The 22,893-nt window shown below is 69.0% G+C and carries 18 protein-coding genes; 13 read left to right on the top strand and 5 right to left on the bottom strand.

The window, feature by feature from the left end; translation table 11 throughout:
- Positions 1–4 precede the first annotated feature (4 nt).
- Positions 5–2,092, bottom strand: coding sequence for an NAD-dependent DNA ligase LigA (gene ligA, locus E8D38_RS08085; RefSeq protein WP_140627678.1), 2,088 nt, complete (start codon positions 2,090–2,092; stop codon positions 5–7).
- An 81-nt stretch (positions 2,093–2,173) separates the two neighbouring features.
- Here ligA and gorA point away from each other — a divergent pair, with 81 nt between their 5' ends.
- Both gorA and E8D38_RS08095 read left to right on the top strand, forming a co-directional pair.
- On the top strand, positions 2,174–3,559 hold the full coding sequence (gene gorA, locus E8D38_RS08090; RefSeq protein WP_140627680.1) for a glutathione-disulfide reductase: 1,386 nt from the start codon (positions 2,174–2,176) through the stop codon (positions 3,557–3,559).
- Positions 3,560–3,627: 68 nt separating this feature from the next.
- Positions 3,628–4,872 (top strand): DUF3466 family protein, encoded by a 1,245-nt coding sequence (locus E8D38_RS08095; RefSeq protein WP_140627682.1) that lies wholly within the window; start codon positions 3,628–3,630, stop codon positions 4,870–4,872.
- 29 nt (positions 4,873–4,901) lie between these two features.
- On the opposite strand, the gene E8D38_RS08100 is transcribed toward E8D38_RS08095, so the two are convergent.
- The 3 genes from E8D38_RS08100 to smc are packed head-to-tail and all read right to left on the bottom strand — an operon-like array spanning position 4,902 to position 11,094.
- Positions 4,902–6,455: a hypothetical protein gene (locus E8D38_RS08100; RefSeq protein WP_140627684.1), complete on the bottom strand. Its 1,554-nt coding sequence runs from the start codon at positions 6,453–6,455 to the stop codon at positions 4,902–4,904.
- A 44-nt stretch (positions 6,456–6,499) separates the two neighbouring features.
- On the bottom strand, positions 6,500–7,573 hold the full coding sequence (locus tag E8D38_RS28225) for a cell division protein FtsZ (RefSeq protein WP_181178986.1): 1,074 nt from the start codon (positions 7,571–7,573) through the stop codon (positions 6,500–6,502).
- A gap of 5 nt (positions 7,574–7,578) precedes the next feature.
- Entirely contained in the window at positions 7,579–11,094 is a 3,516-nt protein-coding gene (gene smc / locus E8D38_RS08110) for a chromosome segregation protein SMC (protein WP_140627686.1), read from the bottom strand.
- Between the two features lie 212 nt (positions 11,095–11,306).
- Here smc and queF point away from each other — a divergent pair, with 212 nt between their 5' ends.
- Genes queF through prmB form a run of 8 tightly spaced genes read left to right on the top strand, consistent with a single transcriptional unit; the run spans position 11,307 to position 18,509 of the window.
- Complete coding sequence (gene queF, locus E8D38_RS08115) at positions 11,307–11,738, top strand: preQ(1) synthase (RefSeq protein WP_140627756.1); 432 nt, start codon at positions 11,307–11,309, stop codon at positions 11,736–11,738.
- Between the two features lie 4 nt (positions 11,739–11,742).
- A complete protein-coding gene (locus E8D38_RS08120; protein ID WP_140627689.1) occupies positions 11,743–12,171 on the top strand; it encodes an SET domain-containing protein in 429 nt (142 codons plus the stop codon).
- 42 nt (positions 12,172–12,213) lie between these two features.
- A complete protein-coding gene (locus E8D38_RS08125; protein WP_140627691.1) occupies positions 12,214–13,215 on the top strand; it encodes a DUF72 domain-containing protein in 1,002 nt (333 codons plus the stop codon).
- Positions 13,216–13,226: 11 nt separating this feature from the next.
- Complete coding sequence (gene dapC, locus E8D38_RS08130) at positions 13,227–14,429, top strand: succinyldiaminopimelate transaminase (protein WP_140627693.1); 1,203 nt, start codon at positions 13,227–13,229, stop codon at positions 14,427–14,429.
- 13 nt (positions 14,430–14,442) lie between these two features.
- A complete protein-coding gene (dapD, locus tag E8D38_RS08135; RefSeq protein ID WP_140627696.1) occupies positions 14,443–15,264 on the top strand; it encodes a 2,3,4,5-tetrahydropyridine-2,6-dicarboxylate N-succinyltransferase in 822 nt (273 codons plus the stop codon).
- A gap of 52 nt (positions 15,265–15,316) precedes the next feature.
- Positions 15,317–16,501, top strand: coding sequence for a PilT/PilU family type 4a pilus ATPase (locus E8D38_RS08140; protein WP_140627698.1), 1,185 nt, complete (start codon positions 15,317–15,319; stop codon positions 16,499–16,501).
- Entirely contained in the window at positions 16,498–17,646 is a 1,149-nt protein-coding gene (gene dapE, locus E8D38_RS08145; RefSeq protein WP_140627700.1) for a succinyl-diaminopimelate desuccinylase, read from the top strand. The genes E8D38_RS08140 and dapE overlap by 4 nt, the downstream gene beginning before the upstream one ends.
- Positions 17,643–18,509 carry a 50S ribosomal protein L3 N(5)-glutamine methyltransferase gene (gene prmB / locus E8D38_RS08150; RefSeq protein ID WP_140627702.1) on the top strand — a complete coding sequence of 289 codons (867 nt, stop codon included), beginning with the start codon at positions 17,643–17,645 and terminating at the stop codon, positions 18,507–18,509. The genes dapE and prmB overlap by 4 nt, the downstream gene beginning before the upstream one ends.
- A 6-nt stretch (positions 18,510–18,515) precedes the next feature.
- On the opposite strand, the gene E8D38_RS08155 is transcribed toward prmB, so the two are convergent.
- Positions 18,516–19,754 (bottom strand): cystathionine gamma-synthase family protein, encoded by a 1,239-nt coding sequence (locus tag E8D38_RS08155; RefSeq protein ID WP_246099400.1) that lies wholly within the window; start codon positions 19,752–19,754, stop codon positions 18,516–18,518.
- A 48-nt stretch (positions 19,755–19,802) separates the two neighbouring features.
- On the opposite strand from E8D38_RS08155, the gene E8D38_RS08160 reads away from it, so the two are divergent.
- The 3 genes from E8D38_RS08160 (at position 19,803) to E8D38_RS08170 (ending at position 22,842) form a co-directional block, all read left to right on the top strand.
- Positions 19,803–21,749, top strand: a complete 1,947-nt coding sequence (locus tag E8D38_RS08160; protein ID WP_140627706.1) for an ABC-F family ATP-binding cassette domain-containing protein — start codon at positions 19,803–19,805, stop codon at positions 21,747–21,749.
- Between the two features lie 111 nt (positions 21,750–21,860).
- Positions 21,861–22,367, top strand: coding sequence for a MarR family winged helix-turn-helix transcriptional regulator (locus E8D38_RS08165; protein WP_281286089.1), 507 nt, complete (start codon positions 21,861–21,863; stop codon positions 22,365–22,367).
- Positions 22,368–22,416: 49 nt separating this feature from the next.
- Positions 22,417–22,842, top strand: a complete 426-nt coding sequence (locus E8D38_RS08170) for an organic hydroperoxide resistance protein (protein ID WP_140627708.1) — start codon at positions 22,417–22,419, stop codon at positions 22,840–22,842.
- Positions 22,843–22,893: the final 51 nt, after the last annotated feature.

The raw sequence follows: 22,893 nt of genomic DNA on the forward strand, positions 1-22,893 counted from the left end.
GGCCCTACCCGTTCAACAGCTTCAGGAGCTGCGCCTCGTCGATCACGGCGATGCCCAGCTCCTGCGCCTTGGTGAGCTTGCTGCCGGCCTCTTCTCCGGCCACCACGTAGTCGGTCTTCTTCGACACCGAGCCCGACACCTTGCCGCCGGCAGCCTCGATCCTTTCCTTGGCATCCTCGCGCGCCAGGGTGGGCAGGGTGCCGGTGAGCACGAAGGTCTTGCCCGTCACGCCCTCCACCTGCGGCCTGGGCGCGCCGGCCGCCCCTTCATGCTCTTCCCAGCTGATGCCCACGGCGCGCAGTTGCTCCACCACCTCGCGGTTGTGCGGCTGCGCAAAGAAGGTATGGATGCTGTTGGCCACGATGGGGCCGACGTCCGGCACCTCCAGCAGCTGATCGACGCTCGCGTCCATGACGCGGTCGAGCCGGCCGAAGTGCTTCGCCAGGTCCTTGGCGGTGGTTTCGCCCACATGGCGGATGCCGAGCGAAAACAGGAAGCGGCCCAGCGTCGTCTGCTTGCTCTTCTCAAGCGCCGCCACGAGGTTCTGAGCGCTCTTGTCGGCCATGCGGTCGAGCGCGGCCAGCTTGGCCACGCCCAGCCTGTAGAGCTCGGGCAGCGTTCGGACGATGCCGGCGTCCACCAGCTGGTCGACCAGCTTGTCGCCCAGGCCTTCGATGTCCATCATCCGGCGGCCGGCGAAGTGCAGGATGGCCTGCTTGCGCTGCGCGCCGCAGAACAGCCCGCCCGAGCAGCGCCAGTCGACCTCGCCTTCTTCACGCTCGACGTCGCTGCCGCACACCGGGCATTTGCCGCCCAGCTTCTGGTACAGGTCGAACGGCTCGCCGGCGGCCACCTCGGGCGGGCGCTGGTCGAGCACCACGCTCACCACCTCGGGGATCACGTCGCCGGCGCGGCGCACCACCACCGTGTCGCCGATGCGCACGTCCTTGCGGGTGATCTCGTCCTGGTTGTGCAGCGTGGCATTGCTCACCGTGGTGCCGCCCACGAACACCGGCTGCAGCTTGGCCACCGGCGTGAGCTTGCCGGTGCGGCCCACCTGCACGTCGATGTCGCGCAGCAGCGTCATCTGCTCCTGCGCCGGGTACTTGTGCGCCACCGCCCAGCGCGGCTCGCGGGTCACGAAGCCCAGGCGCTGCTGCAGCGCCCGCGAGTTGACCTTGTAGACGATGCCGTCGATGTCGAAGGGCAGCGAGTCGCGCTTTTCGCCCATGCGCCGGTGGAAGTCCACCAGGCCTTCCGCGCCCTGCACCACCGCCCGGTCGGACGACACCGGCTGGCCCATCGCCTGCAGCGCGTCGAGCAGCGCGCTGTGCGTGTCGGGCACCTCCCAGCCGTGCACCTCGCCCAGGCCGTAGGCAAAGAAGCTGAGCGGCCGCCTGGCCGCGATCGCCGGGTCGAGCTGGCGCACGGCGCCGGCCGCGGCGTTGCGCGGGTTCACGAAGGTCTTCTCGTTCTTGTGGCCCTGGGCGATGAGCTCGCGCTGCCGCTCGTTGAGCTTGTCGAAGTCGTCACGGCGGATGTAGACCTCGCCGCGCACCTCGAGCACCGGCGGCTTCACGCCCTTCAGGCGCAGCGGGATCTGGTTGATGGTGCGGATGTTCTGGGTGACGTCCTCGCCCACCTCGCCGTTGCCGCGGGTGGCCGCGCGCACCAACACACCGTCTTCGTAGCGCAGGCTGATGGCCAGCCCGTCGAACTTGAGTTCGGCGGCATATTCGACCGGCGGGTCGCCCTCGGCCAGCCCCAGCTCCCGGCGCACGCGGGCATCGAAGTTCACCGCGCCGGTCGCCTCGGTATCGGTTTCGGTGCGGATGCTGAGCATGGGCACCGTGTGCCGGACCGGGGCGAAACCCTCGAGCACCTTGCCCAGCACGCGCTGGGTGGGCGAGTCCGGCGTGCGCAGATCCGGGTTCGTGTCTTCGAGGGCCTGCAGCTCGCGGAACAGCCGGTCGTACTCGGCGTCGGGAATTTCGGGCTCGTCGAGCACGTAGTAGCGATGCGCGTGATAGTGCAGCAGCTCGCGCAAGGCGGCGGCACGTTCGGCGGGAGGCAGCTTGGCGTCGGGCGTCATGGGCCGCCATTGTGTGTCAGCCGTGCAAGGTTTCCCCCGCGCCGGCGACCAAGGCCAAACCCCCACGAGAGGACTTCATTCATGCCCTTCGATTTCGACCTCATCACCCTGGGCGCGGGCTCGGGCGGCGTGGCCGCCTCGCGCCGCGCTGCCGCACATGGCGCCCGCGTGGCCGTGATCGAAGGCAGCCGTGTCGGCGGCACCTGCGTGATCCGCGGCTGCGTGCCCAAGAAGCTGCTCATGTACGCGGCGCAGCTGGGTGATGCATTGCGCGAGGCGCCGCACTACGGCTGGTCGCCGGCCGCCTTGAGCTTCGAGATGGCGCGCTGGGCCGCGGCCAAGGCCGCCGAGACGGCACGCCTCGAAGGCGTGTACCGCCAACTGCTCGAAGGCTCGAAGGTCGAGCTGGTCGAAGGTTGGGCCCGCATCACCGGCCCCCACACCGTGGAAGTGGCGGGCCGGCAGCTCACCGGCAAACACCTCCTGGTGGCCACCGGCGCCTCACCCAGCCGCGACGCCATCGAGGGCCTAGCCGGCGCGGCCACGTCCGACGACCTGCTCGACCTCACCGCCCTGCCCGACCGCATGGCGGTGGTCGGCGGCGGCTACATCGCGGTGGAGTTCGCCAGCATCGTGGCGAGGCTGGGCGTGCAGGTGAGCCTGTTCTACCGCGCCGGCCTGCCGCTGCGCGGCTTCGACGAAGACCTGCGACAGCGGCTTGCGCCAGCGCTGGAGGCCGGCGGCATCCGGCTCATGGGCGCGGTGCCGGTGCGGGTGCAGCAGCAAGGCGCCACCTTCCTGCTGCACATGGCCGACGGCACGGTGCACGAATACCCGTTCGTCCTCAACGCCACCGGCCGCCGGCCCAACACCCGAGGGCTCGGGCTCGAGACGCTGGGCATCGAGGTGGATGCGCAAGGCGCCGTCCCGGTGGATGAACAGCTGCGCACCAGCGCCCAGGGCGTCCATGCCATCGGCGACGTCACCCACCTGAAGAACCTCACGCCGGTGGCCATTGCGCAGGGCCGGACCCTGGCCGACGCGCTGTTCGGCGGCCGGCCGCTGCGCCCGCTCGACCTCGTGAACGCTGCCAGCGCCGTGTTCACCCTGCCGCCCATCGGCACGGCGGGGCTGAACGAGGCCCAGGCGCTGGCGGCCGGCCACCGGCTGAAGATCTACGAGGCCGACTTCCGTCCGATGCGCCAGGCGTTCTACGGCGGCAGCGAGCGCAGCTACATGAAGCTCGTCGTCGATGCCGACACCGATCTCGTGCTGGGCATCCACATGCTCGGCGCCGACGCGCCCGAGATCGTGCAGAGCCTGTCGGTGGCCCTCACCTGCGGCGCGACCAAGCAGGACTTCGACCACACGCTGGCGGTGCATCCCACGGCGGCCGAGGAGTTCATGCTGATGCGCGAGCCGGCCCGCGTGGTCGAGCGCATCAGCACAATGATGTCTCCGATGTAACCGGAGTTGTCGTTTCGCCCTGGAGCCCGTCACGCCTGCCTACATTCGGACCTCGTTCGAGAGGGGCAATGATGAAGGTCTTCTGCGGGTTCTTCCTCGCATGCACGGTCGCGGGCGCGGCCGCCCAGGAACACTGGAGCGCCGAGCAGATCGGCACGCTCGGCGGCTGGTACACCAGCGCTGCGGCACTGAACGACCGGGGCGAAGTGGTCGGCGTGTCGTCCAACGTGGAGCACGACAACCATGCTTTCCTCTACAGCGGCGGGCGGCTGCACGACCTCGGCACGCTGGGCGGCACCGCCAGCGGCGCCACCGGCATCAACAACGCCGGGCAGGTGGTCGGCTGGTCGTTCGGCAGCGACGGCGGCCATCGTGCCTTCCTCTACGGCGCCGGGCGCATGCAGGACATCACGCCGGCCGGCGTGGAGCATGCCGGCGCCCTCGCCATCAACCAGCGGGGCCAGGTGGCCGGGTGGTCGCAGACACGCAGCGCCGACGGCGCGGTGCAATGGCGCGGGTTCACCCACAGCAGCAGCACCGGAGCGACCACCGCCATCGGCACGCTGGGCGGAGCCCACAGCCATGTGCGCGCCATCAACAACACCGGCCAGGTGGTCGGCGAGTCGAACCTCTCCGGCAATGGCGAGTCGCATGCCTACCTCCATGACGGCAGCAGCATGACCGCGCTCGGCCATCTGGGCGGCGCGCAAAGCGGTGCCACCGCCATCAACGAGGCAGGCGACGTGGTGGGACATGCCAGCCTGCCCGACGGTGAGCAGCATGCCTTCCTGTGGCGCGACGGCACCCTGACCGACATGGGCACGCTGGGCGGCACGCAAAGCCGCGCGGCCGACATCAACGACCGCGGCCAGGCCGTCGGCCATGCGAGCCTGGCCGGCGACGAGACCTTCCGGGCCTTCCTCTTCGATCAGGGCCGCATGACCGACCTGGGCACGCTGGGCGGTGCCTCGAGCCAGGCCCTGGGCATCAACAGCCTGGGCCAGGTCGTGGGCTGGGCGGAGATCGGCTCGCCGGCGCCCGGCGAAACGAACCGCCATGTCTTCTTCTACGACAACGGCGTGATGACCGACCTGACCCGCTGGGTGATGCGCTCGTTCGACATCGTGGCCGACGTCGACCCGTACTCGGTGCTGCTCAACGACGTGGGCCAGGTGGTGCTTTCCGCCACCTTCCACACCGGCGACCGCGGCCTGTTCCTGCTGTCGCCGGCGCCCGAGCCGCTCACCTATGCGCTGATGCTGGCCGGGCTGGCGGCACTGGCCGCACTGCGGCGGCGCCAGCGGCCCGGCTGAGCGGCCTCAGGCCGCCGATCGAACCGGGGTCAGAGGTCGCGAGCCCAGGTCTTGCCCTCGTCCGTCGAGCGCAGGATCGATCCGTTGCGCAGGAAGGCCAGCAACGCGCCGCTGCTGCGGTCGACCATGATCTCGCGCACGCTGGCCGGGTCGCCGCCCGGCGGCGTACCGCTCACGGCCCAGGTGCGGCCGCCATCGCGGCTGGCCATGAGCCCGTACTCGCCGGCGAACATGCCTGGCTTGATGGGTGCCACGGCATAGGCGGTTTTGCGGTCGGCGAACGTGATGGCCTGGACGAACCGGCTGGTGTCCAGGTCGACCCACTTGCGCCCGCCATCGGTGGACACGAGCGTGGTGCGCACGAGCGTGACGGCCTGCATCACCAGCATGCCGTCGGGCAAGGCGGAAACGCTCAGCACCGACTGGCCCGTCGAGATGCGCTCGATCTTTTCGGTATCGGCATCGACCACCTGGAACTCGCCGTTGGGCATCATCACGCCCACGCGATTGCCGGTCGCTACCGCAGTGGCCCCCTGCCAGGGCACGTTGAGCGAACGCTCGTCGGCGAAGCTTCCGATCTTGCGCCAGCCGCCGGCCAGTGCGTCGCTGCTCACGAAGGCCGTCCATTCGGACCCCTGGCGTGCCAGCACCACCACCTTGCCGTTGGGCAGCGGCTCGGCGGCGGCGATGAGCCCCGGCGACGGAGAAGCGAGCGAAGTCCAGGTCTTGCCTTCGTCCGACGAGTAGCGCAACAGCCCCTCTTCACCGCCGACCAGCAGGCCGCCTCGATAAGGCCGCACCGATTCGACGGCCTTCCACGAACCGACGTCGAGTTCGCGCCACGCCTTCTCACCGCCCTTGCGCCACACCAGCCTGCCCATCTTGCTGCCCGCATAGATGTCGCCCGCGCCGGTGACGCTCAGGCCGTACATCGCAGGCGCCAGCCGCTTGATCAGAGGGGCCAGCGCCACGCGACGGGTCATGTGGGGCTCCAGCTCGAACGAATGCACCGGCCGGCCGCGCGTCTGCTCCGCAAGGGCCGGGAACAGGCTTTCGAAGGTGGCCGTCAACTCGGCGTCGGGCGGTACGTAGCCCACGTTGAAGCGGGAGCCATCCAGCGGCTGCACCAGCACGGTTCCGAGCAGCGTCACCTCGCCCGGGCGGACCTCGAACGAACTCAGCATCGACCCGATGGGGAAGGTGTAGGTGGCATTGCCCGACGAGCCCACCGCGTCCTTCACCGTGTAGCGCCCGGGCGCGATCATGCCGCTGAAGATGGCTGTCGAGCGGGTGGTGGCACGCGTGCGCGACAGCAGCAGGATCTCGGGCTGCGGCGGCTGGGGCGCGCCCGGTTCCACCACGCGCCGGAGCTGGATGGACGACAGCGTTTCGGCCGGGTCCCACTCGGTGCGGCTGTTGGTGATGAGCTTGAGCACCACCGCGCCTTCCTGTCCGGTGAGCTTGCGCTCCACCGCGATGGGCGCCACGGGCGTGGCGCAGGCGGCCAGCATCGCGACCATGACGGCACATGCCGCCGCTCGTGCTGCGCGCACCGCGGCAGCACACTTCCAGGTGTTCAGCATTTCCCCCTCCTCCTCGGTATCTCGACGATGTCCGGCCACAGGCCCTAGCTGAACAGGCGCCGCGCCACCTGCGAGCCGGCCGCCACGTCACGTTCGGCCAGCGTCGCGTACAGCTGCTCCAGTTCCTGTCCGATGGCACTGAACGACTGCGGATGCAGGGGCTGCCCGCCGTCGTCGTAGAGCTCGGCATCGAGCGCGAGCCGCAGCGCTTCGCCGGCGGCGCACCAGGCCTGGAACGGCTGGGCGGCGGGCGCCGTCTGCGGCACGTCGAACGCCAGCGTCAGCTCACGCACCGCGGCCTGGGCCGGGTCCTCGGCAAAGGCGGCCTGCGCGTCGAACTGCAGGCTCAGCACCGGCGGGGCGCCCTCCTCCTGCGCAGGCAGCACCAGCCGCCCGGGAATCACGCCCGGCACGAAACCATGGCGCGCCGCATGCTGCTGCACATAGCCCAGCGACCAGGCCGCCCCCTTGGCCCGCAGGCGCAGCGCGAGCTGCGCATCGTGCTGGCTGGCAAAGGCGTCGAGTTCGCGGGCCCGGGCGACGATGTCGAGCATGTCGGGGAAGTCCGGCATGGCACCCACCGCATCGGCAAAGGCCTGCACCTTCTGCACGAACTCGGAATATTCGATCTCGTTGAGCGGCCCCAGCCGGTTGGCCATCTGCACGCCCGCCTGGAACTCGCCGTAGCTGCGCCCCAGCGTCGGCTGCTCCCATTCGCCCGTCTCGGTGCTGAGTCCTTCGACCAGGAAGGGCTTACTGCCGGCGCGACGCGACGGCGGCAGGTGCAGCAATGCCGTCTCGGCGCTGACGGGCGCTTCGATGGTGAGGGGCGCGATGGCGTCGATCAGCGCGTCGAGCCGGGCGGTCGAGCGCCTGACCACCAGCGGCGGATCCACGCGTTCGGGCTGTGCCGGCGCGCCGGCCGGCGCCGGCTCGGCCGGGGGCGAATCTGCCGCAGCATCGCCGAACACCGGTTCGCGCGCCTCCACCGGCGGTGCCGCGTCTGGTTTGGGAATCGTCCTCACGCCGGCGCGGCGCGTCTGCCAGGCGTTGTGCGCCACCACCGCGGCCAGCACCAGCCCACCCAGCACCGCCAGCCACAGTTGCAGCGAGCTCATGGGCGTCAGGCTGCCTCGGCCATGCCGATGGCGGCTTCCATGTCGACCGCCACGATGCGCGACACGCCCTGCTCCTGCATGGTCACGCCGATCAGCTGCTCGGCCATTTCCATCGCGATCTTGTTGTGGCTGATGAACAGGAACTGGGTGTTGCTCGACATGCTCTTCACCAGCTTGGCATAGCGCTCGGTGTTGGCGTCGTCCAGCGGCGCGTCCACCTCGTCGAGCAGGCAGAACGGCGCCGGGTTCAGCTGGAAGATGGCGAACACCAGCGCGATCGCGGTGAGCGCCTTCTCGCCGCCCGACAGCAGGTGGATGGTGCTGTTCTTCTTGCCGGGCGGCTGGGCCATCACCTGCACGCCGGCGTCGAGGATCTCGTCGCCCGTCATCACGAGCTTGGCCTGGCCGCCGCCGAAGAGGCTGGGGAACATGCGGCCGAAGTGTTCGTTGACGGTGTTGAAGGTGGCGCCCAGCAGGTCGCGGGTCTCGAGGTCGATCTTCTGGATGGCACCTTCGAGGGTGGTCATCGCGTCCATCAGGTCGGCCGACTGCGCATCGAGGAAGGTCTTGCGCTCGCGGGCCGAGGTGAGCTCGTCGAGTGCGGCCAGGTTCACCGCGCCCAGCGCGTTGATGTCGCGGTTGATGCGGTCGATTTCGCTTTGCAGGCCGTAGAGCTTGACGTTGCCTTCCTCGATGGACCTGGCCAGCGCTTCCAGGTCGACCTGCGCCGCGGTCAGCTGCTCCAGGAACTGCGCGCCGCCCAGTTGCGCAGCCTGCTCCTCCAGCTGCAGCTTGGTGATGCGCTCGCGCAGCGGGTCGAGACTGCGCTCGAACTCCAGCCGCTGCTCGTCGGCGCGGCGCAGCTGCGCGGACAGGTCGTCGTACTGGCTGCGCTGCGCCGCCAGCGCGCTTTCGCGCTCCAGCTTCAGCGCCAGCGCTTCCTGCAGGCCGGCCTGCGCCGCCTGGTCGTTGAACTGTGCGAGCTCGTCCTGCAGCTGCGCGGCCGACTGCTCGTTGGCCGCGATCATCTGCACCGACTGCTCGATGGAGCGCTGCAGTTCGCCGCGGCGCGCGGCCAGGGCCCGCGCCGAGAACTGCGCCTCCTGTGCCTGGCGCTCCAGCGAACGCAGCTGCTCGCGCGCGTCGTTCAGGCGGCGCTCGGCGGAGATCACCGCCTCGTCGAGCTCGGCATGGCGCTCCTGCTCGTTGGCCAGCTGCATGTCGAGCTCCTCGAAGCGCGCTTCACCGGTGACCCGGCGCTCCTGCAGCTCCTCGATGCCCGCGTCGATCTCGGCCAGCTCACCTTCGATCTGACCGCGGCGCTGGCTGGTCTGCTCGGCCAGCTGCGACAGGCGCAGCGTCTCGACCTGCAGCTGGTGGGTGCGCGTCTGGCCTTCGGCCGTCTCGCGGCGTGCGGTCACGAGGCGCTGCGAGGCCTCGGTATAGGCCGCCTCGGCCCGCACCAGCGCGCTGCGCGCCTCCTCGACGATGAGCGACTGGGCGCGCACCTGCTTCTCGAGGTTCTCGATCTCCTGGGCACGGGCCAGCATGCCGGCCTGCTCGGAGTCGGGCGCATAGAAGGCCACCGCGAATTGCGACACCGCATGGCCGGCCCGGGTCATGATGACTTCGCCGTGGGTGAGCTTGCCGCGGCTGGCCAGCGCTTCGTCGAGCGAGCCGGCGGTATAGACGCCTTCGAGCCAGTCGTTGAGCAGCGCCTGCAGGCCGTTGTCGTTCAGCCGCAGCAGGTCCGAAAGCCGGGGCAGCGTCTGGTGGGTGTTGGCAATGGCGCCCGCCGGCGGCGTGTAGAAGGCCAGCTTGGCCGGCGGCGCGTCGTTCTCGAAGGCGCGCACGGTCTCGACCCGGCCCACCTCGAGCGCGTTGAGCCGCTCCCGCAGCGCCGCCTCGAGCGCCGTTTCCCAGCCGGTTTCGATGTGGACCTTGGTCCACAGGCCGGCCAGCCCGTCGAGGCCATGCTTGGCAAGCCACGGCTTGAGCTTGCCTTCGGTCTGCACCTTTTCCTGCAATGCACGCAGCGCCTCCAGCCGCGCGCTGAGATCGGCCTGGCGAGCCGCTTCGGCGTTGACCTGCTCCTGGCGGGCCCGGCGGTCTTCGTCGAGTGCGGGCACCTGCTCGGTGAGCTCGTGCAGCCGCGCCTCGGCCACCGCCTGCGCCTCCTCGAGCCCGGCGAGCTGCTGCTTCATCTCGGCCAGGCGCGCTTCGTCCGGCACGGCCAGGCCCTGGCGTTCGCCGGCCAGGCGCTCGCGGCGCTGCGTCAGGGCACGGTTCTGCTCGTCGATGTTGCGCGACTCGGCGGCCAGCAGCTGGATCTGCTGCTGCACCTGCGCCACGTGGCCGCGCTGCTCGTTGCTCCTGGCCTGGGCCGCGCGCACTGCGTCTTCGTGGCCGGGCAAGGCGCCCGACTGTTCTTCGGCCTGCGCCGCCAGCACCTCGGCCTGTTCCTCGGCCGCGGCGATCTGCTCGGCGATGTGCTCGAGCTCGTCGGCGCCCTGCTGGCGACGCTCGTTCCACTGCTCGTTCTGCATCTTCAGTTCGGCCAGGCGGGTCTCGACCCTAGCGCGGCCTTCGACGACATAGCGGATGCGCTCCTCGAGGCGGCTCACCTCGAGGGCGGCCTCGGCGAGCGACCCCTGTGCGGTGTGCAGCGCGTCGCTGGCCTCGTAATGCGCCTGGCGCACATGCTCGAGCTCGGCTTCCACATGGCGCAGTTCGGCCAGGCGCGCCTCCAGCGCGTTGGTGGCCTCGAGCACGGCCTTCTTGACGCGTTCTTCCTCGCCGGCCGCGTCGCGGTGCTTCAGGAACCACAGCTGGTGCAGCTTCAGCGTGCCCTGCTCCTGCAGGCCGCGGTACTGGGTGGCGACCTCGGCCTGCTTCTCCAGCTTGTCGAGGTTGTTGTTCAGCTCGCGCAGGATGTCTTCGACCCGGGTGAGGTTCTCGCGGGTGTCCTTCAGGCGGTTTTCCGTCTCGCGGCGGCGTTCCTTGTACTTGGACACGCCGGCCGCCTCTTCGAGGAACAGCCGCAGTTCCTCGGGCTTGGACTCGATGATCCGGCTGATCGTGCCCTGGCCGATGATGGCGTAGGCGCGCGGGCCCAGGCCGGTGCCCAGAAAGACGTCCTGCACGTCGCGGCGGCGCACCGGCTGGTTGTTGATGTAGTAGCTCGAGGTGCCGTCGCGGGTGAGTACGCGCTTGACGGCGATCTCGGTGTACTGGTTCCACTGGCCGCCGGCACGCGCGTCTTCGTTGCTGAACACCAGCTCCACGCTGGAGCGGCTGGCCGGCTTGCGGCTGCCCGAGCCGTTGAAGATCACGTCCTGCATCGACTCGCCGCGCAGCTCCGACGCCTTCGACTCGCCCAGCACCCAGCGCACCGCGTCCATGATGTTGGACTTGCCGCAGCCGTTGGGGCCCACGACGCCGACGAGCTGGCCGGGAAGCTGGAAGTTGGTGGGTTCGGCAAACGACTTGAAGCCGGAGAGCTTGATGGAATTCAGGCGCATGCTGGCGGCTCATCGCGGCGGCCTGGGCGGCGCCGCTAACCCGTTGATCTAAAAGAAAAAACCTGCAGGGCTGCAGGGCGGAAAGCGGGCCGGATGATACCATCGCGCCCTCCCTCGAACTGTCAGCAAACGCACCCCATGCCCCCGGCTTCGGGTGCCTGTCATCCATGGCCAAGTCCACCACCAGAGCCCCCGCCCCGAAACAGCGCGAGATGCCGGTCAACCCGCCGACCGCGCCGTCGAAGGAACTGCACGTCTTCCCCAACCCGAGCCCGAAGCGGGACTACGTCATCCAGTTCCAGATCCCCGAGTTCACCTGCCACTGCCCGCTGACCGGCCAGCCGGACTTCGCGCACTTCACGATCGACTGCATCGCCGACAAGCTGTGCATCGAGCTAAAGAGCCTGAAGATGTACATGTGGAGCTACCGCAACGAAGGTGCGTTCCACGAGAAGGTCACCAACGACATCCTCGACGACATCGTGAAGGCCATCGACCCGCGTTTCGTGCGCATCACGGCGAAGTGGTACGTGCGCGGCGGCATCTACACCAACGTGGTGGTCGAGCATCGCAAGAAGGGCTGGAAGCCGCAGCCGTTGGTGACGCTGCCGGCGCACGCCGCCGAAAGCGGGCTGCTGGGCTGACGGCATGGCCGCCCTCGCCGGCAATCCCAGCTACCAGAAGTTCGCGGTGACGGTGCGCCGCAGCCCGATCGACGGCTTCGGCGTGTTTGCCGCCGAACCCATTCCGCCGCGGCTGAAGATCGGCGAGATCCGCGGCGAGTCGATCACCGTGGCCGAGGCGCGCCGTCGCGCCGACGGGCAGGAGCGCATCATGATCGTCGAGGTGTCGCACAAGCGTGCCATCGACGCATCGAAGTCCACCGACCCGATGCGCTTCACCAACCACTCGTGCGCGCCGAATGCACGCCTGACCATCCGCGACGGCCGCATCGAGTTCTACGCCCATCGCGCCATCGCGGTGGGCGAGGAGATCACGGTCAACTACGGCGAAACACACCACGAAGGCCGGCTCACCTGCCGCTGCGGCGCGCCCGGCTGCATCGGCAAGCTCTGAGGCCGCCTGCCGCGCAGGCAAGCGGCTTGCCGGTGGGTCAGCATGATCCGCATCGGCATTTCCGGCTGGCGCTACGCGCCGTGGCGCGGCGTGTTCTACCCCAGGGGCCTGCGGCAGGACGACGAGCTGGCCTTTGCCTCCCGCGCGCTCGACAGCATCGAGATCAACGGCTCGTTCTATTCGCTGCAGCGCCCGGCGCTGTACCGGCACTGGCATGACCAGACGCCCGACGATTTCGTCTTTGCCGTCAAGGCGCCGCGCTACATCACCCACGTGCGCCGGCTCAAGGACATCGAAACGCCGATGGCGAACTTCCTGGCCAGCGGCGTGCTGGCCCTGAACGCCAAGCTCGGTCCGATGCTGTGGCAGTTTCCGCCGAACTTCCATTTCAAGCCGGACCTGTTCGAGCCCTTCCTCGCCATGCTGCCGCACGACACCGAGGCGGCGCTGGACCTTGCGCGCGGTCATGCGCCCTTCATGCGCGAACGCTCGTGGCTCGATATCGACCGCAGGCGGCCGCTGCGGCACGCGGTGGAGATCCGGCATGAAAGCTTTCTCGACGAGGCCTTCGTGCGGCTGCTGCGCCGCTACCGCGTGGCGCTGGTGGTGGCCGACACGGCCGGCAAGTGGCCTTACAAGGAGGACGTGTCGGCCGACTTCGTGTACCTGCGGCTGCACGGCGACAAGGAGATCTACGCCAGCGGCTACGGCGCGGCCGCGCTGGAGCGCTGGGCCGGGCGCATCCGCGCCTGGAGCAACGGCGCGCAGCCGGACGACGCTCACCTCATCAGCCAGCGGCCGCCGCCGGCGCGCAAGCACCGCCACGTGTTCTGCTACTTCGACAACGACATCAAGGTCCGGGCGCCGTTCGACGCGGCCAACCTGGCGCGGCTGCTGGGCGTGCCGCACGCGCTCGATGCACAGGGCCGCTTCGAAGTCGCGTTGCCTGCGCCGGCGCCTGCACGAAGCGAGCCGGCCCGCCGCCGTGCAGCGCTTGCGAAATCCGACCTGAAACAACGCGGAGGCGCCGCACATGCCCGCTGATAATCGGGCCCATGAATCCCCTGCTCTCCCGCCTGCAACCCTATCCTTTCGAAAGGCTGCGCGAGTTGACGCGCGGCGTGACAGCCAACCCGCAGTACCGCACCATCAGCCTGGGCATCGGCGAACCGAAGCATCCGACACCCGCCTTCATTCGCGAAGCGCTGAGCGCCGCGCTCGACGGCCTGGCCAGCTACCCCGCCACCGCCGGTGAACCGGCCCTGCGCGAAGCCTGCGCCGGCTGGATGCAGCGCCGCTACGGCATCACGCTCGACGCGGCCACCCAGGTGCTGCCGGTGAACGGTTCGCGCGAGGCGCTGTTCGCGCTGGCGCAGACGGTGATCGACCCGACCCGCGAGGGTGCCACCGTGGTCTGCCCCAACCCGTTCTATCAAATCTACGAAGGCGCGGCGCTGCTGGCCGGCGCGCAGACCGCCTTTGCCAACAGCGACCCGGCCCGCAACTTCGCAGCCGACTGGTCGGCCATTGACGAGGCCACCTGGTCGCGCACCCAGCTCGTCTACGTGTGCTCGCCCGGCAACCCCACCGGCGCGGTGATGCCGCTGGCCGAATGGGAAAGGCTGTTCGAACTGAGCGACCGCCACGGCTTCGTGATCGCCTCGGACGAGTGCTATTCGGAGATCTATTTCCGCGACGAGGCGCCGCTCGGCGGGCTCGAAGCGGCGGCCCGGCTCGGCCGCAGCGACTTCCGCCGGCTCATCGCGCTCACCAGCCTGTCGAAACGCTCCAACGTGCCGGGGCTGCGCTCGGGTTTCGTGGCGGGCGATGCCAGCCTGCTCAAGGCCTTCCTGCTCTACCGCACCTACCACGGCAGCGCCATGAGCCCGGCAGTGCAGCGGGCCAGCGTCGCCGCCTGGAACGACGAGGCGCACGTGGTGGCCAACCGCGAGCTGTACCGCCGCAAGTTCGCCCAGGTCACGCCGATGCTGGCCGAGGCAATGGAAGTGGCCCTGCCCGATGCGAGCTTCTACCTGTGGGCCAAGGTGCCGGATCGCCTGTGGGGCGCATCCGACACGAGCTTCGCCCGCGAACTGCTCGCTCAATACAATGTCGCGGTACTTCCTGGCAGCTATCTCGCACGCGAGGCGCACGGCATCAATCCAGGCGCCGGCCGCATCCGCATGGCGCTGGTGGCAGGCGTGGACGAATGCGTCGAGGCCGCCGAGCGCATCGTGTCCTTCATCCGATCCAACTGAACCGAGCAGCACCATGTCGCAAGACCAACTTCAGAGCACCATCGACCTGGCCTGGGAAGGCCGCGCCCAGATCACCCCGACCTCGGCACCCGAGGTGCGCAAGGCCGTCGATCAGGTCATCGGCGACCTGAACAGCGGCCGCCGCCGCGTCGCCGAGAAGATCAACGGCGAGTGGGTCACCCACCAGTGGCTCAAGAAGGCGGTGCTGCTGTCGTTCCGTCTCAACGACAACCACCTCATGCGAGCCGGCCAGCTGGGCTTCTTCGACAAGGTGCCCACCAAGTTCTCCGACATGAGCGAGGAAGAGCTGCGCACCAGCGGCGTCCGCGTGGTGCCGCCGGCCGTGGCGCGGCGCGGCAGCTACCTGGCCAAGAACGTGGTGCTGATGCCCTCGTACGTGAACATCGGCGCCTATGTCGATGAAGGCACCATGGTCGATACCTGGGCCACCGTGGGCTCGTGCGCGCAGATCGGCAAGAACGTGCACCTGTCCGGCGGCGTCGGTATCGGCGGCGTGCTCGAGCCGCTGCAGGCCAACCCGACCATCATCGAGGACAACTGCTTCATCGGCGCGCGCTCCGAGGTGGTCGAAGGCGTGATCGTCGAGGAGAACTCGGTGATCTCGATGGGCGTGTACATCGGCCAGAGCACGCCGATCTACGACCGTGAGAAGGACGAGGTCACCTATGGCCGCATTCCGGCCGGCTCGGTGGTGATCAGCGGCAGCATGCCCAAGGCCGGCGGCAAGTACAGCCTGTATTGCGCGGTGATCGTCAAGCGCGTGGACGCGCAGACCCGCGCCAAGACCAGCATCAACGACCTGCTGCGCGCCTGAGCTTCTTCGGCACGCAAACAACCAAACTTCAAGATCGATCGAGGGGACGCGGATGAGCGGAAACATGGAGCGGGTGCTGAAGCTGATGGCCGAGAAACAGGCCTCGGACGTCTATCTCTCGGCCAACACGCCCATCCTCATCAAGATCCACGGCCAGATCCTGCAGCTGTCGGACCAGGCGCTCACGCCGCAGCAGCCGCGCCAGCTGCTGGCCGAGATCCTGACCCCCTCGCAGATGGAAGAGCTCGACGACACCGGCGAGCTCAACGTCGGCGTCACGCTCGCCGGCGTGGCCAGCTTCCGTCTTTCGGCCTTCAAGCAGCGCGGCTCCACCGCGGCGGTGTTCCGCTGCATCCCGTCGCTGATCCCGGAGCTCGACTCGCTGAACCTGCCCGAGATCCTGCACACGCTCATCCTCGAGAAGCGCGGCCTCATCCTGCTGGCCGGCGCCACCGGCACCGGCAAGAGCACCACGCTCGCGTCGATGCTGGAGCACCGCAACCAGCAGATGGCCGGGCACATCCTGACCATCGAGGACCCGATCGAATTCCTGTTCTCGAACAAAAAGTCGGTGGTCAACCAGCGGGAGGTGGGCCGCGACACCAACTCGCTGCAGATCGGCCTGAAGAACGCGCTGCGCCAGGCGCCGGACTGCATCCTGATCGGCGAGATCCGCGACCGCGAAACCATGACCGCCGCCATCTCGTATGCGCTGTCGGGCCACCTGGTGCTGTCGACCCTGCATGCCAACAACAGCTACCACGCGCTGGGCCGGATCCTGTCGTTCTACACGCCCGAGTCGCGCCCGGCCCTGCTGTCCGACCTGGCCTCGGGCCTGAAGGCCATCGTGTCGCAGCGCCTGCTGCGCTCGACCGCCGGCGGCCGGGTGCCGGGCGTGGAGGTGCTGCTCAACACCAAGCTGGTGTCCGAGCTCATCGAGAAGGGCGACTTCTCCGGCGTGAAGGAAGCGATGGAAAAGTCCATGGCCGAGGGCTCGCAGACCTTCGAGCAGGACATCGCCCGCCTCATCATGGAAGGCCACGTCACGCGCGACGAAGGCCTCGCGTTCGCCGATTCGCCGACCAACCTGATGTGGCGCCTGCAGAACGACATGAGCCCGCAGTCGAAGGCCGCGCCCAAGAAGGAAGAAGTGGACGAAGGCCCGTCGTTCACCGAGATCACGCTCGAGGTGCGCACCGACGACAAGCCGGCGCGCACGGGGTACGGCGGTCTATGACGGCTGCATTGCGCCTGGCCGAACAGCTGATCGCGCTGCCCTCCGTGACCCCGGATGACGCCGGCTGCCAGAAGCTGCTGGCCGAACGCCTGCGCGCGATCGACTTCGACTGCCACACCATCGAAAGCGGGCCGGACGACTTCCGCGTGACCAACCTGTGGGCGGTGCGCCGCGGCCGCGACCCGCAAGGCCGCGTGCTGGCGTTCGCGGGCCACACCGACGTGGTGCCCACCGGCCCGGTGGCCCAATGGAGCAGCGACCCGTTCGTGCCCACCCACCGCAACGGCAGGCTCTACGGCCGAGGCGCCGCCGACATGAAAACCTCGATCGCCGCCATGGTGGTGGCCTGCGAGGAATTCGTGCGTGCACACCCGGCGCATGCGGGCTCCATCGGCTTCCTGATCACCAGCGACGAGGAAGGCCCTGCCAATGACGGCACCATCAAGGTGATCGAGTGGCTGAAGGAGCGTGGCGAACGGCTCGACTGCTGCATCGTCGGCGAGCCGACCTCGGTGGAGGCGGTGGGCGACATGATCAAGAACGGCCGCCGCGGCTCGCTGTCGGGCCGGCTGGTGGTCAAGGGCATCCAGGGCCACATCGCCTACCCGCACCTGGCCGAAAATCCGATCCATCGCCTGGCGCCGGCGCTGGCCGAGCTCACCACCCTCGAATGGGACCGCGGCAACGACCACTTTCCTCCGACGAGCTGGCAGGTCTCGAACCTGCACGCCGGCACCGGGGCCAGCAACGTGATCCCGGGCGAGGCGGTGGTGGACTTCAACTTCCGCTTCTCCACCGAGTCCACGCCCGAGTCGCTGAAGGCCAGGCTGCATGCGGTGCTCGACCGCCACGCGCTGAAGTACGAGCTGCAGTGGACGCTGGGCGGGCGCCCCTTCCTCACCCGTCCTGGCGACCTCACCGAGGCGATCGGCGCGGCGATCCGCGAGACCACCGGCCTCGTGACCGAGCTGTCCACCACCGGTGGCACCTCCGACGGCCGCTTCATCGCGCAGGTGTGCCCGCAGGTGGTGGAATGCGGCCCGGTGAACGCCAGCATCCACAAGATCGACGAGCACGTGGCGGTGGCCGACATCGAGCCGCTCAAGGAGATCTACCGCAGGACGCTCGAGCGGCTGGCCGCATGAAACTCATCGAGCTGATCGAGCACATGGCCGCCCGCCTCGACGAGGCGGGCGTGTCCTTCGGGCACGGCACCGCCAACGCCTTCGACGAGGCGGCGTGGCTCACGCTCTGGAAGCTGGGCCTGCGGCTGGACATGCTCGACGAGCATGCCGACGACGACGTCGAAGCGGCCGGTGCTGAGGCGGTTGCCGCGCTCGTGGAGCAGCGCATCGCCACCCGCAAGCCCGCGGCCTACCTCACGCATGAAGCGTGGCTGCAGGGCGTGCCCTTCTACGTCGACGAGCGGGCCATCGTGCCGCGCAGCTTCATCGCCGAACTGCTGGCCGACGGCAGCATCGATGTCTGGCTCGGTGCCCACACGCGCCGCGTGCTCGACCTGTGCACCGGCAACGGCAGCCTGGCGGTTCTGGCCGCCATGGCCTGGCCCGACGTGACGGTCGACGCGGCCGACATCTCGGCCGATGCGCTGGAGGTGGCGCGCATCAACGTCGACAGGCACGAGCTGCAGCAGCGCATCACGCTGCTGCAGTCCGACGGCCTGGCCGGCGTGCGCGGGCCCTACGACCTGATCCTGTGCAACCCGCCGTATGTGAACGCGTCGTCCATGGCCACGCTGCCGGCCGAGTACCGCGCCGAACCCGAGCTGGCCCTGGCCGGCGGGGTGGACGGCATGGACTTCATCCGCCAGCTGCTGCGAGACGCACCGGCCCGCATGAGCGAAGACGCGGTGCTGGTGCTCGAGATCGGCCATGAACGCGAGCACTTCGAGCGCGCCTTCCCGGCGCTCGAAGTGCTGTGGCTCGAAACCACCGCGGGCCACGACCAGGTGCTGCTGGTGACCCGCGAGGCGCTGGCCGGCGCCTGACGGCGCTCAACCCGCCAGGCGGGCGAAGGCCTGCTCGAAGTCGGCTTGCAGGTCGGCGTAGTCCTCGATGCCCACCGACACGCGCACCAGCGAGTCGGCAATGCCCATGTCCTTGCGTTGCGCCGGGCCCATCTCCCAGAAGATGGTGTGGGCCACCGGGATGGCCAGCGTGCGGGCATCGCCCAGGTGGCTGGACTTGATGACCAGCTCCAGCGCATCGAGCAGCGCAAAGCAGTCGACGCCGTCCTTCAGCTCGAAGCTCAGCAGCGCACCGAAGGCCTTGAACAACCGCGCGGAGCGTTCGTGTTCGGCATGGCCGGCGAGCCCCGGGTAATGCACCGCCGCCACCTGCGGTTGCGCAGCCAGCCATTGCGACAGGCGCATCGCGTTGTCGCAAGCCCGGTCCATGCGCAGGCCCAGGGTTTCGGCGCCCCGCGCGATGCGGTGCGCATGCTCGGCCGACAGCGTGCCGCCCATGTCGCGCAGGCCCTTCTTCCTGATCTGCTGCAGACCCCAGCCGGCCGCGTTTCCCTTGCGGTAGGCCGCGGCGATGTTGGGATAGGCCGACCAGTCGAACAGCCCGGTGTCGGATACTGCGCCGCCCAGCGCGTCGCCATGGCCGCAGATCGCCTTGGTGAGCGAGTTCACCACCAGCGAGGCGCCCACCGCCTTGGGGCGGAAGAGGTAGGGCGTGGTCATGGTGTTGTCCACCACGTAGACCAGGCCCCGCGCCCCGCACAGCGCACCGATGCCTTCGAGGTCGGCCACCTGGGTGCGCGGATTGGCGATGGTCTCGACGAACACCATGCGCGTGTTCGGCTTGAGCGCCGCTTCGATCTGCGGGGCGTCGGTGGCATCGGCCAGCGTCACCTCGACGCCGATGCCCTCGAGCGTCTGCAGCAGGCTGTTGGTGTTGCCGAACAGGTACTTGCTCGAAACCACATGGTCGCCGCGCTTGAGCAGGGTGAGGAACACCGCCGCAACTGCGGCCATGCCGGTGCCGAAGCTCACCGTGCCAACGGCGTCTTCCATCAGGCTGACCTTGGCTTCGAGTGCCTGCGAGGTCGGGTTGCCCTGGCGGCCATACACATGGCCGGCCTTTTCGCCCTGGAACACGGCCGCCAGCTCCCTGGCGGTGCGGTAGCCGAAGGCCACCGCCGTGTGCATGGGCTTGTGCACCGCGCCGTGTTCGATTTCCGCCTGGCGGTCGGCATGTAGGATCGCCGTCGTCAGCCCTTTTTTCACTCTCGTTCTCCTGCTGGTGCGGGCCCCTGCCCGCTTGCTGCCACATCGATGATTGTCCTCAAGAATGTCACGCTGCGGCGTGGGCCCAAGGTTGTGCTCGAACAAGCGAGCGTCACGCTGCATGCCGGCGAGAAGGTTTCCCTCGTCGGGCGCAACGGCGCGGGCAAGTCCTCGTTGTTCGCGCTGCTGACCGACCGCCTGCACGCCGACGCCGGCGACGTGAGCCTGCCGGCGCGCTGGCGCCTGGCCGAAGTGGCGCAGTCCATGCCCGAGACGGAACAGAGCGCCACCGACTTCGTGCTCGAGGGCGACACCCGGCTCACCGAAGCGCAGCAGCAGCTGGCCCGGGCCGAGGCCGGAGACGACGGCCATGCCATCGCCGAGGCGCATGCGGCGCTGGCCGAGGCCGGTGCCTTCGATGCCAGGGCCCGCGCGCAGGCGCTGCTCCTGGGCCTGGGCTTCAAGGTGAACCAGCTCGCGTCGCCGGTGAACAGCTTTTCCGGCGGCTGGCGCATGCGCCTGCAGCTGGCGCGCGCGCTGATGTGCCCGGCCGACCTGCTGCTGCTGGACGAACCCACCAACCACCTGGACCTCGATGCGCTGGTGTGGCTGGAGAACTGGCTGCAGCGTTATGAGGGCACGCTGCTGGTCATCAGCCACGACCGCGAATTCCTCGACGCCATCACCCGGGTGACGCTCCACCTTGAAGACGCCCAGCTGACCCGCTACAGCGGCAACTACACCGCCTTCGAGGCGATGTGGGCCGAGCGGCTGGTGCAGCAGCAGGCGGCCTACGAGCGCCAGCAGGACCGCGTGGCCCACCTGCAGCGCTTCATCGACCGCTTCAAGGCCAAGGCCACCAAGGCCAAGCAGGCGCAAAGCCGCGTGAAGGCGCTCGAGCGCATGGAAAAGCTGGCGCCGGTGCTCACCGCAAGCGACTTCGCCTTCGAATTCCGCCCGCCGGAGAGCCTGCCCAACCCGATGCTGGCGATGCGCGACGTGGTCTGCGGCTACCGGGCGGCCGACGGCCGCGAGCTGCCCATCGTGAGCGGCATCAACCGGTCGGTGCTGCCCGGCCAGCGCATCGGCATCCTCGGCGCCAACGGCCAGGGGAAGTCCACCCTGGTGAAGACGCTGGCGCGCATGCAGCCGGCGCTGGGCGGCACGGTGACCGAAGGCAAGGGCCTGGCCATCGGCTACTTCGCCCAGCAGGAGATGGACGTGCTGCGACCCGACGAAGGGCCGCTCGCCCACATGGTGCGGCTGGCCAAGGAGGTGTCGCCGCAGGCGCGAGAGCAGGACCTGCGCACCTTCCTCGGCAGCTTCCGCTTCCCGGCCGACATGGTCTACCAGGAGGTCGGTTCCCTGTCGGGCGGCGAGAAGGCCCGCCTCGTGCTCGCGATGCTGGTGTGGCAGCGCCCCAACCTGCTGCTGCTCGACGAACCCACCAACCACCTCGACCTCAACACCCGCGAGGCGCTGAGCATGGCCCTCAACGAATACGAGGGCACCGTCATGCTGGTGAGCCACGACCGGGCGCTGCTGCGCGAGGTGTGCGACGAGTTCTGGCTCGTTTCGGGCGGCAGGCTGGAGCCCTTCGACGGCGACCTCGACGACTACCAGCGCTGGCTGCTCGACAACGCCCGCGAGCAGGCCCTCGCACTGCGCGAGCAGTCGGCGGCCGAAACCCCTGCAGCACCGGCTGCCGCCGGCGGCAACCGCCGCGACGAGCGCAAGGCCGCCGCCCAGGCCCGGCAGAAGCTGGCCGAACAGGCGAAACCGCTGAAGGTGGAGCTGGCCGCCGTCGAGAAGCGCCTGGCCCAGGCCACCGAGGAGCGCGACGGCCTGTTCGCCGCGCTGGCCGACCCCGGCCTGCCCGCCGCAAGACAGGCCGAGCATGGCAAGCGACTCAAGCAGCTGGCCACGCAGATCGACGAACTCGAAGCCCGCTGGCTGGAGCTGGGCGAGGCGATCGAATCGCTCACCCAAGGCTGAGTACAGCGCATCGCATCGGTGGGTCACGGCGAGCAGCCGTTCCCGTTCGCCACCTGCCTGCCGCAATTAAATTGCTTGCAATTTAATTTTGTACAGCCTATAGTCTCGCCCATGGTCACCAAGCGTCAATCAGCCACCCCCTCCCGCATGCCGGCCGGCGCGATGCTGCATCTCGACAATCAGCTGTGCTTCGCGCTGTATTCGAGCTCGCTCACCATGACCAAGCTCTACAAGCCGGTGCTCGACAAACTGGGCCTCACCTATCCGCAATACCTGGTGATGCTGGCCCTGTGGGAGCGCGACGGCCTCACCGTCAGCGAACTCGGCGAGCGCCTGTTCCTCGACTCCGGCACGCTGACCCCGCTGCTCAAGCGCATGGAAACCTCGGGCCTCGTCCAGCGTGAACGCGCCCGCGAAGACGAGCGCCGGGTCATCGTGAGCCTTTCGCCCGCGGGCCGGCGCATGAAGGAAGGCGCGCATGCGGTGCCGGAAGAGATCCTGTGCGCCACCCAGTGCAGCCTCGAAGAAGTGATCGAGCTCACCCAGCGCCTGCACCGGCTGCGCAAGAGCCTGGCGCAGCACCTCGAACCCGGGCTCGTGGCCGCCAGGTCGGCCTGAGCCTTTCCCCGCAGTACCTCTACGTCAACCCACCCCCACAGGAGCAAGCATGGCCCTCGAAAAAGTCCTCTACACCGCCCACGCCACCGCCACCGGCGGCCGCCAGGGCAGCGCCAAGTCGTCCGACGGCGCGCTGCAAGTCGAACTGAGCACGCCGCGTGAACTGGGCGGCGCAGGCGGCCCGGGCACCAACCCCGAGCAGCTGTTCGCGGCCGGCTACTCGGCCTGCTTCATCGGCGCGATGAAGGCCGTGGCCGCCAAGCAGAAGATCGCCCTGCCGGCCGACGTGAGCATCGACGGCAGCGTGGGCATCGGCCCCATCCCCAACGGCTTCGGCATCCAGGCCGAGCTGAAGATCTCGCTGCCGGGCATGGACCGCGCTGCGGCACAGGCCCTGGTGGACGCTGCGCACCAGGTGTGCCCGTACTCGAACGCCACTCGCGGCAACATCGACGTGACGCTCACGCTGGTCTGACCTGCACACGGCCCACGCAGGCCGCGCGCCGAGCCCAACCTCGGCGCGCGG

The organism is Methylibium rhizosphaerae, assembly GCF_006386545.1.
In the GTDB taxonomy this organism is placed as follows: Bacteria; Pseudomonadota; Gammaproteobacteria; order Burkholderiales; family Burkholderiaceae_C; genus Pseudorivibacter; species Pseudorivibacter rhizosphaerae.

Excerpts from the sequence above, each read along its gene's own strand:
- dapE (WP_140627700.1), top strand. The coding sequence starts at position 16,498 with ATGACGGCTGCATTGCGCCTGGCCGAACAGCTGATCGCGCTGCCCTCC.
- E8D38_RS08140 (WP_140627698.1), top strand. The coding sequence starts at position 15,317 with ATGAGCGGAAACATGGAGCGGGTGCTGAAGCTGATGGCCGAGAAACAG.
- E8D38_RS08125 (WP_140627691.1), top strand. The coding sequence starts at position 12,214 with ATGATCCGCATCGGCATTTCCGGCTGGCGCTACGCGCCGTGGCGCGGC.
- ligA (WP_140627678.1), bottom strand. The coding sequence starts at position 2,092 with ATGACGCCCGACGCCAAGCTGCCTCCCGCCGAACGTGCCGCCGCCTTG.
- prmB (WP_140627702.1), top strand. The coding sequence starts at position 17,643 with ATGAAACTCATCGAGCTGATCGAGCACATGGCCGCCCGCCTCGACGAG.
- E8D38_RS08170 (WP_140627708.1), top strand. The coding sequence starts at position 22,417 with ATGGCCCTCGAAAAAGTCCTCTACACCGCCCACGCCACCGCCACCGGC.
- queF (WP_140627756.1), top strand. The coding sequence starts at position 11,307 with ATGCCGGTCAACCCGCCGACCGCGCCGTCGAAGGAACTGCACGTCTTC.
- dapD (WP_140627696.1), top strand. The coding sequence starts at position 14,443 with ATGTCGCAAGACCAACTTCAGAGCACCATCGACCTGGCCTGGGAAGGC.
- dapC (WP_140627693.1), top strand. The coding sequence starts at position 13,227 with ATGAATCCCCTGCTCTCCCGCCTGCAACCCTATCCTTTCGAAAGGCTG.
- E8D38_RS08120 (WP_140627689.1), top strand. The coding sequence starts at position 11,743 with ATGGCCGCCCTCGCCGGCAATCCCAGCTACCAGAAGTTCGCGGTGACG.
- E8D38_RS08095 (WP_140627682.1), top strand. The coding sequence starts at position 3,628 with ATGATGAAGGTCTTCTGCGGGTTCTTCCTCGCATGCACGGTCGCGGGC.
- E8D38_RS08165 (WP_281286089.1), top strand. The coding sequence starts at position 21,861 with ATGGTCACCAAGCGTCAATCAGCCACCCCCTCCCGCATGCCGGCCGGC.
- E8D38_RS08160 (WP_140627706.1), top strand. The coding sequence starts at position 19,803 with ATGATTGTCCTCAAGAATGTCACGCTGCGGCGTGGGCCCAAGGTTGTG.
- smc (WP_140627686.1), bottom strand. The coding sequence starts at position 11,094 with ATGCGCCTGAATTCCATCAAGCTCTCCGGCTTCAAGTCGTTTGCCGAA.
- E8D38_RS08100 (WP_140627684.1), bottom strand. The coding sequence starts at position 6,455 with ATGCTGAACACCTGGAAGTGTGCTGCCGCGGTGCGCGCAGCACGAGCG.
- E8D38_RS28225 (WP_181178986.1), bottom strand. The coding sequence starts at position 7,573 with ATGAGCTCGCTGCAACTGTGGCTGGCGGTGCTGGGTGGGCTGGTGCTG.
- gorA (WP_140627680.1), top strand. The coding sequence starts at position 2,174 with ATGCCCTTCGATTTCGACCTCATCACCCTGGGCGCGGGCTCGGGCGGC.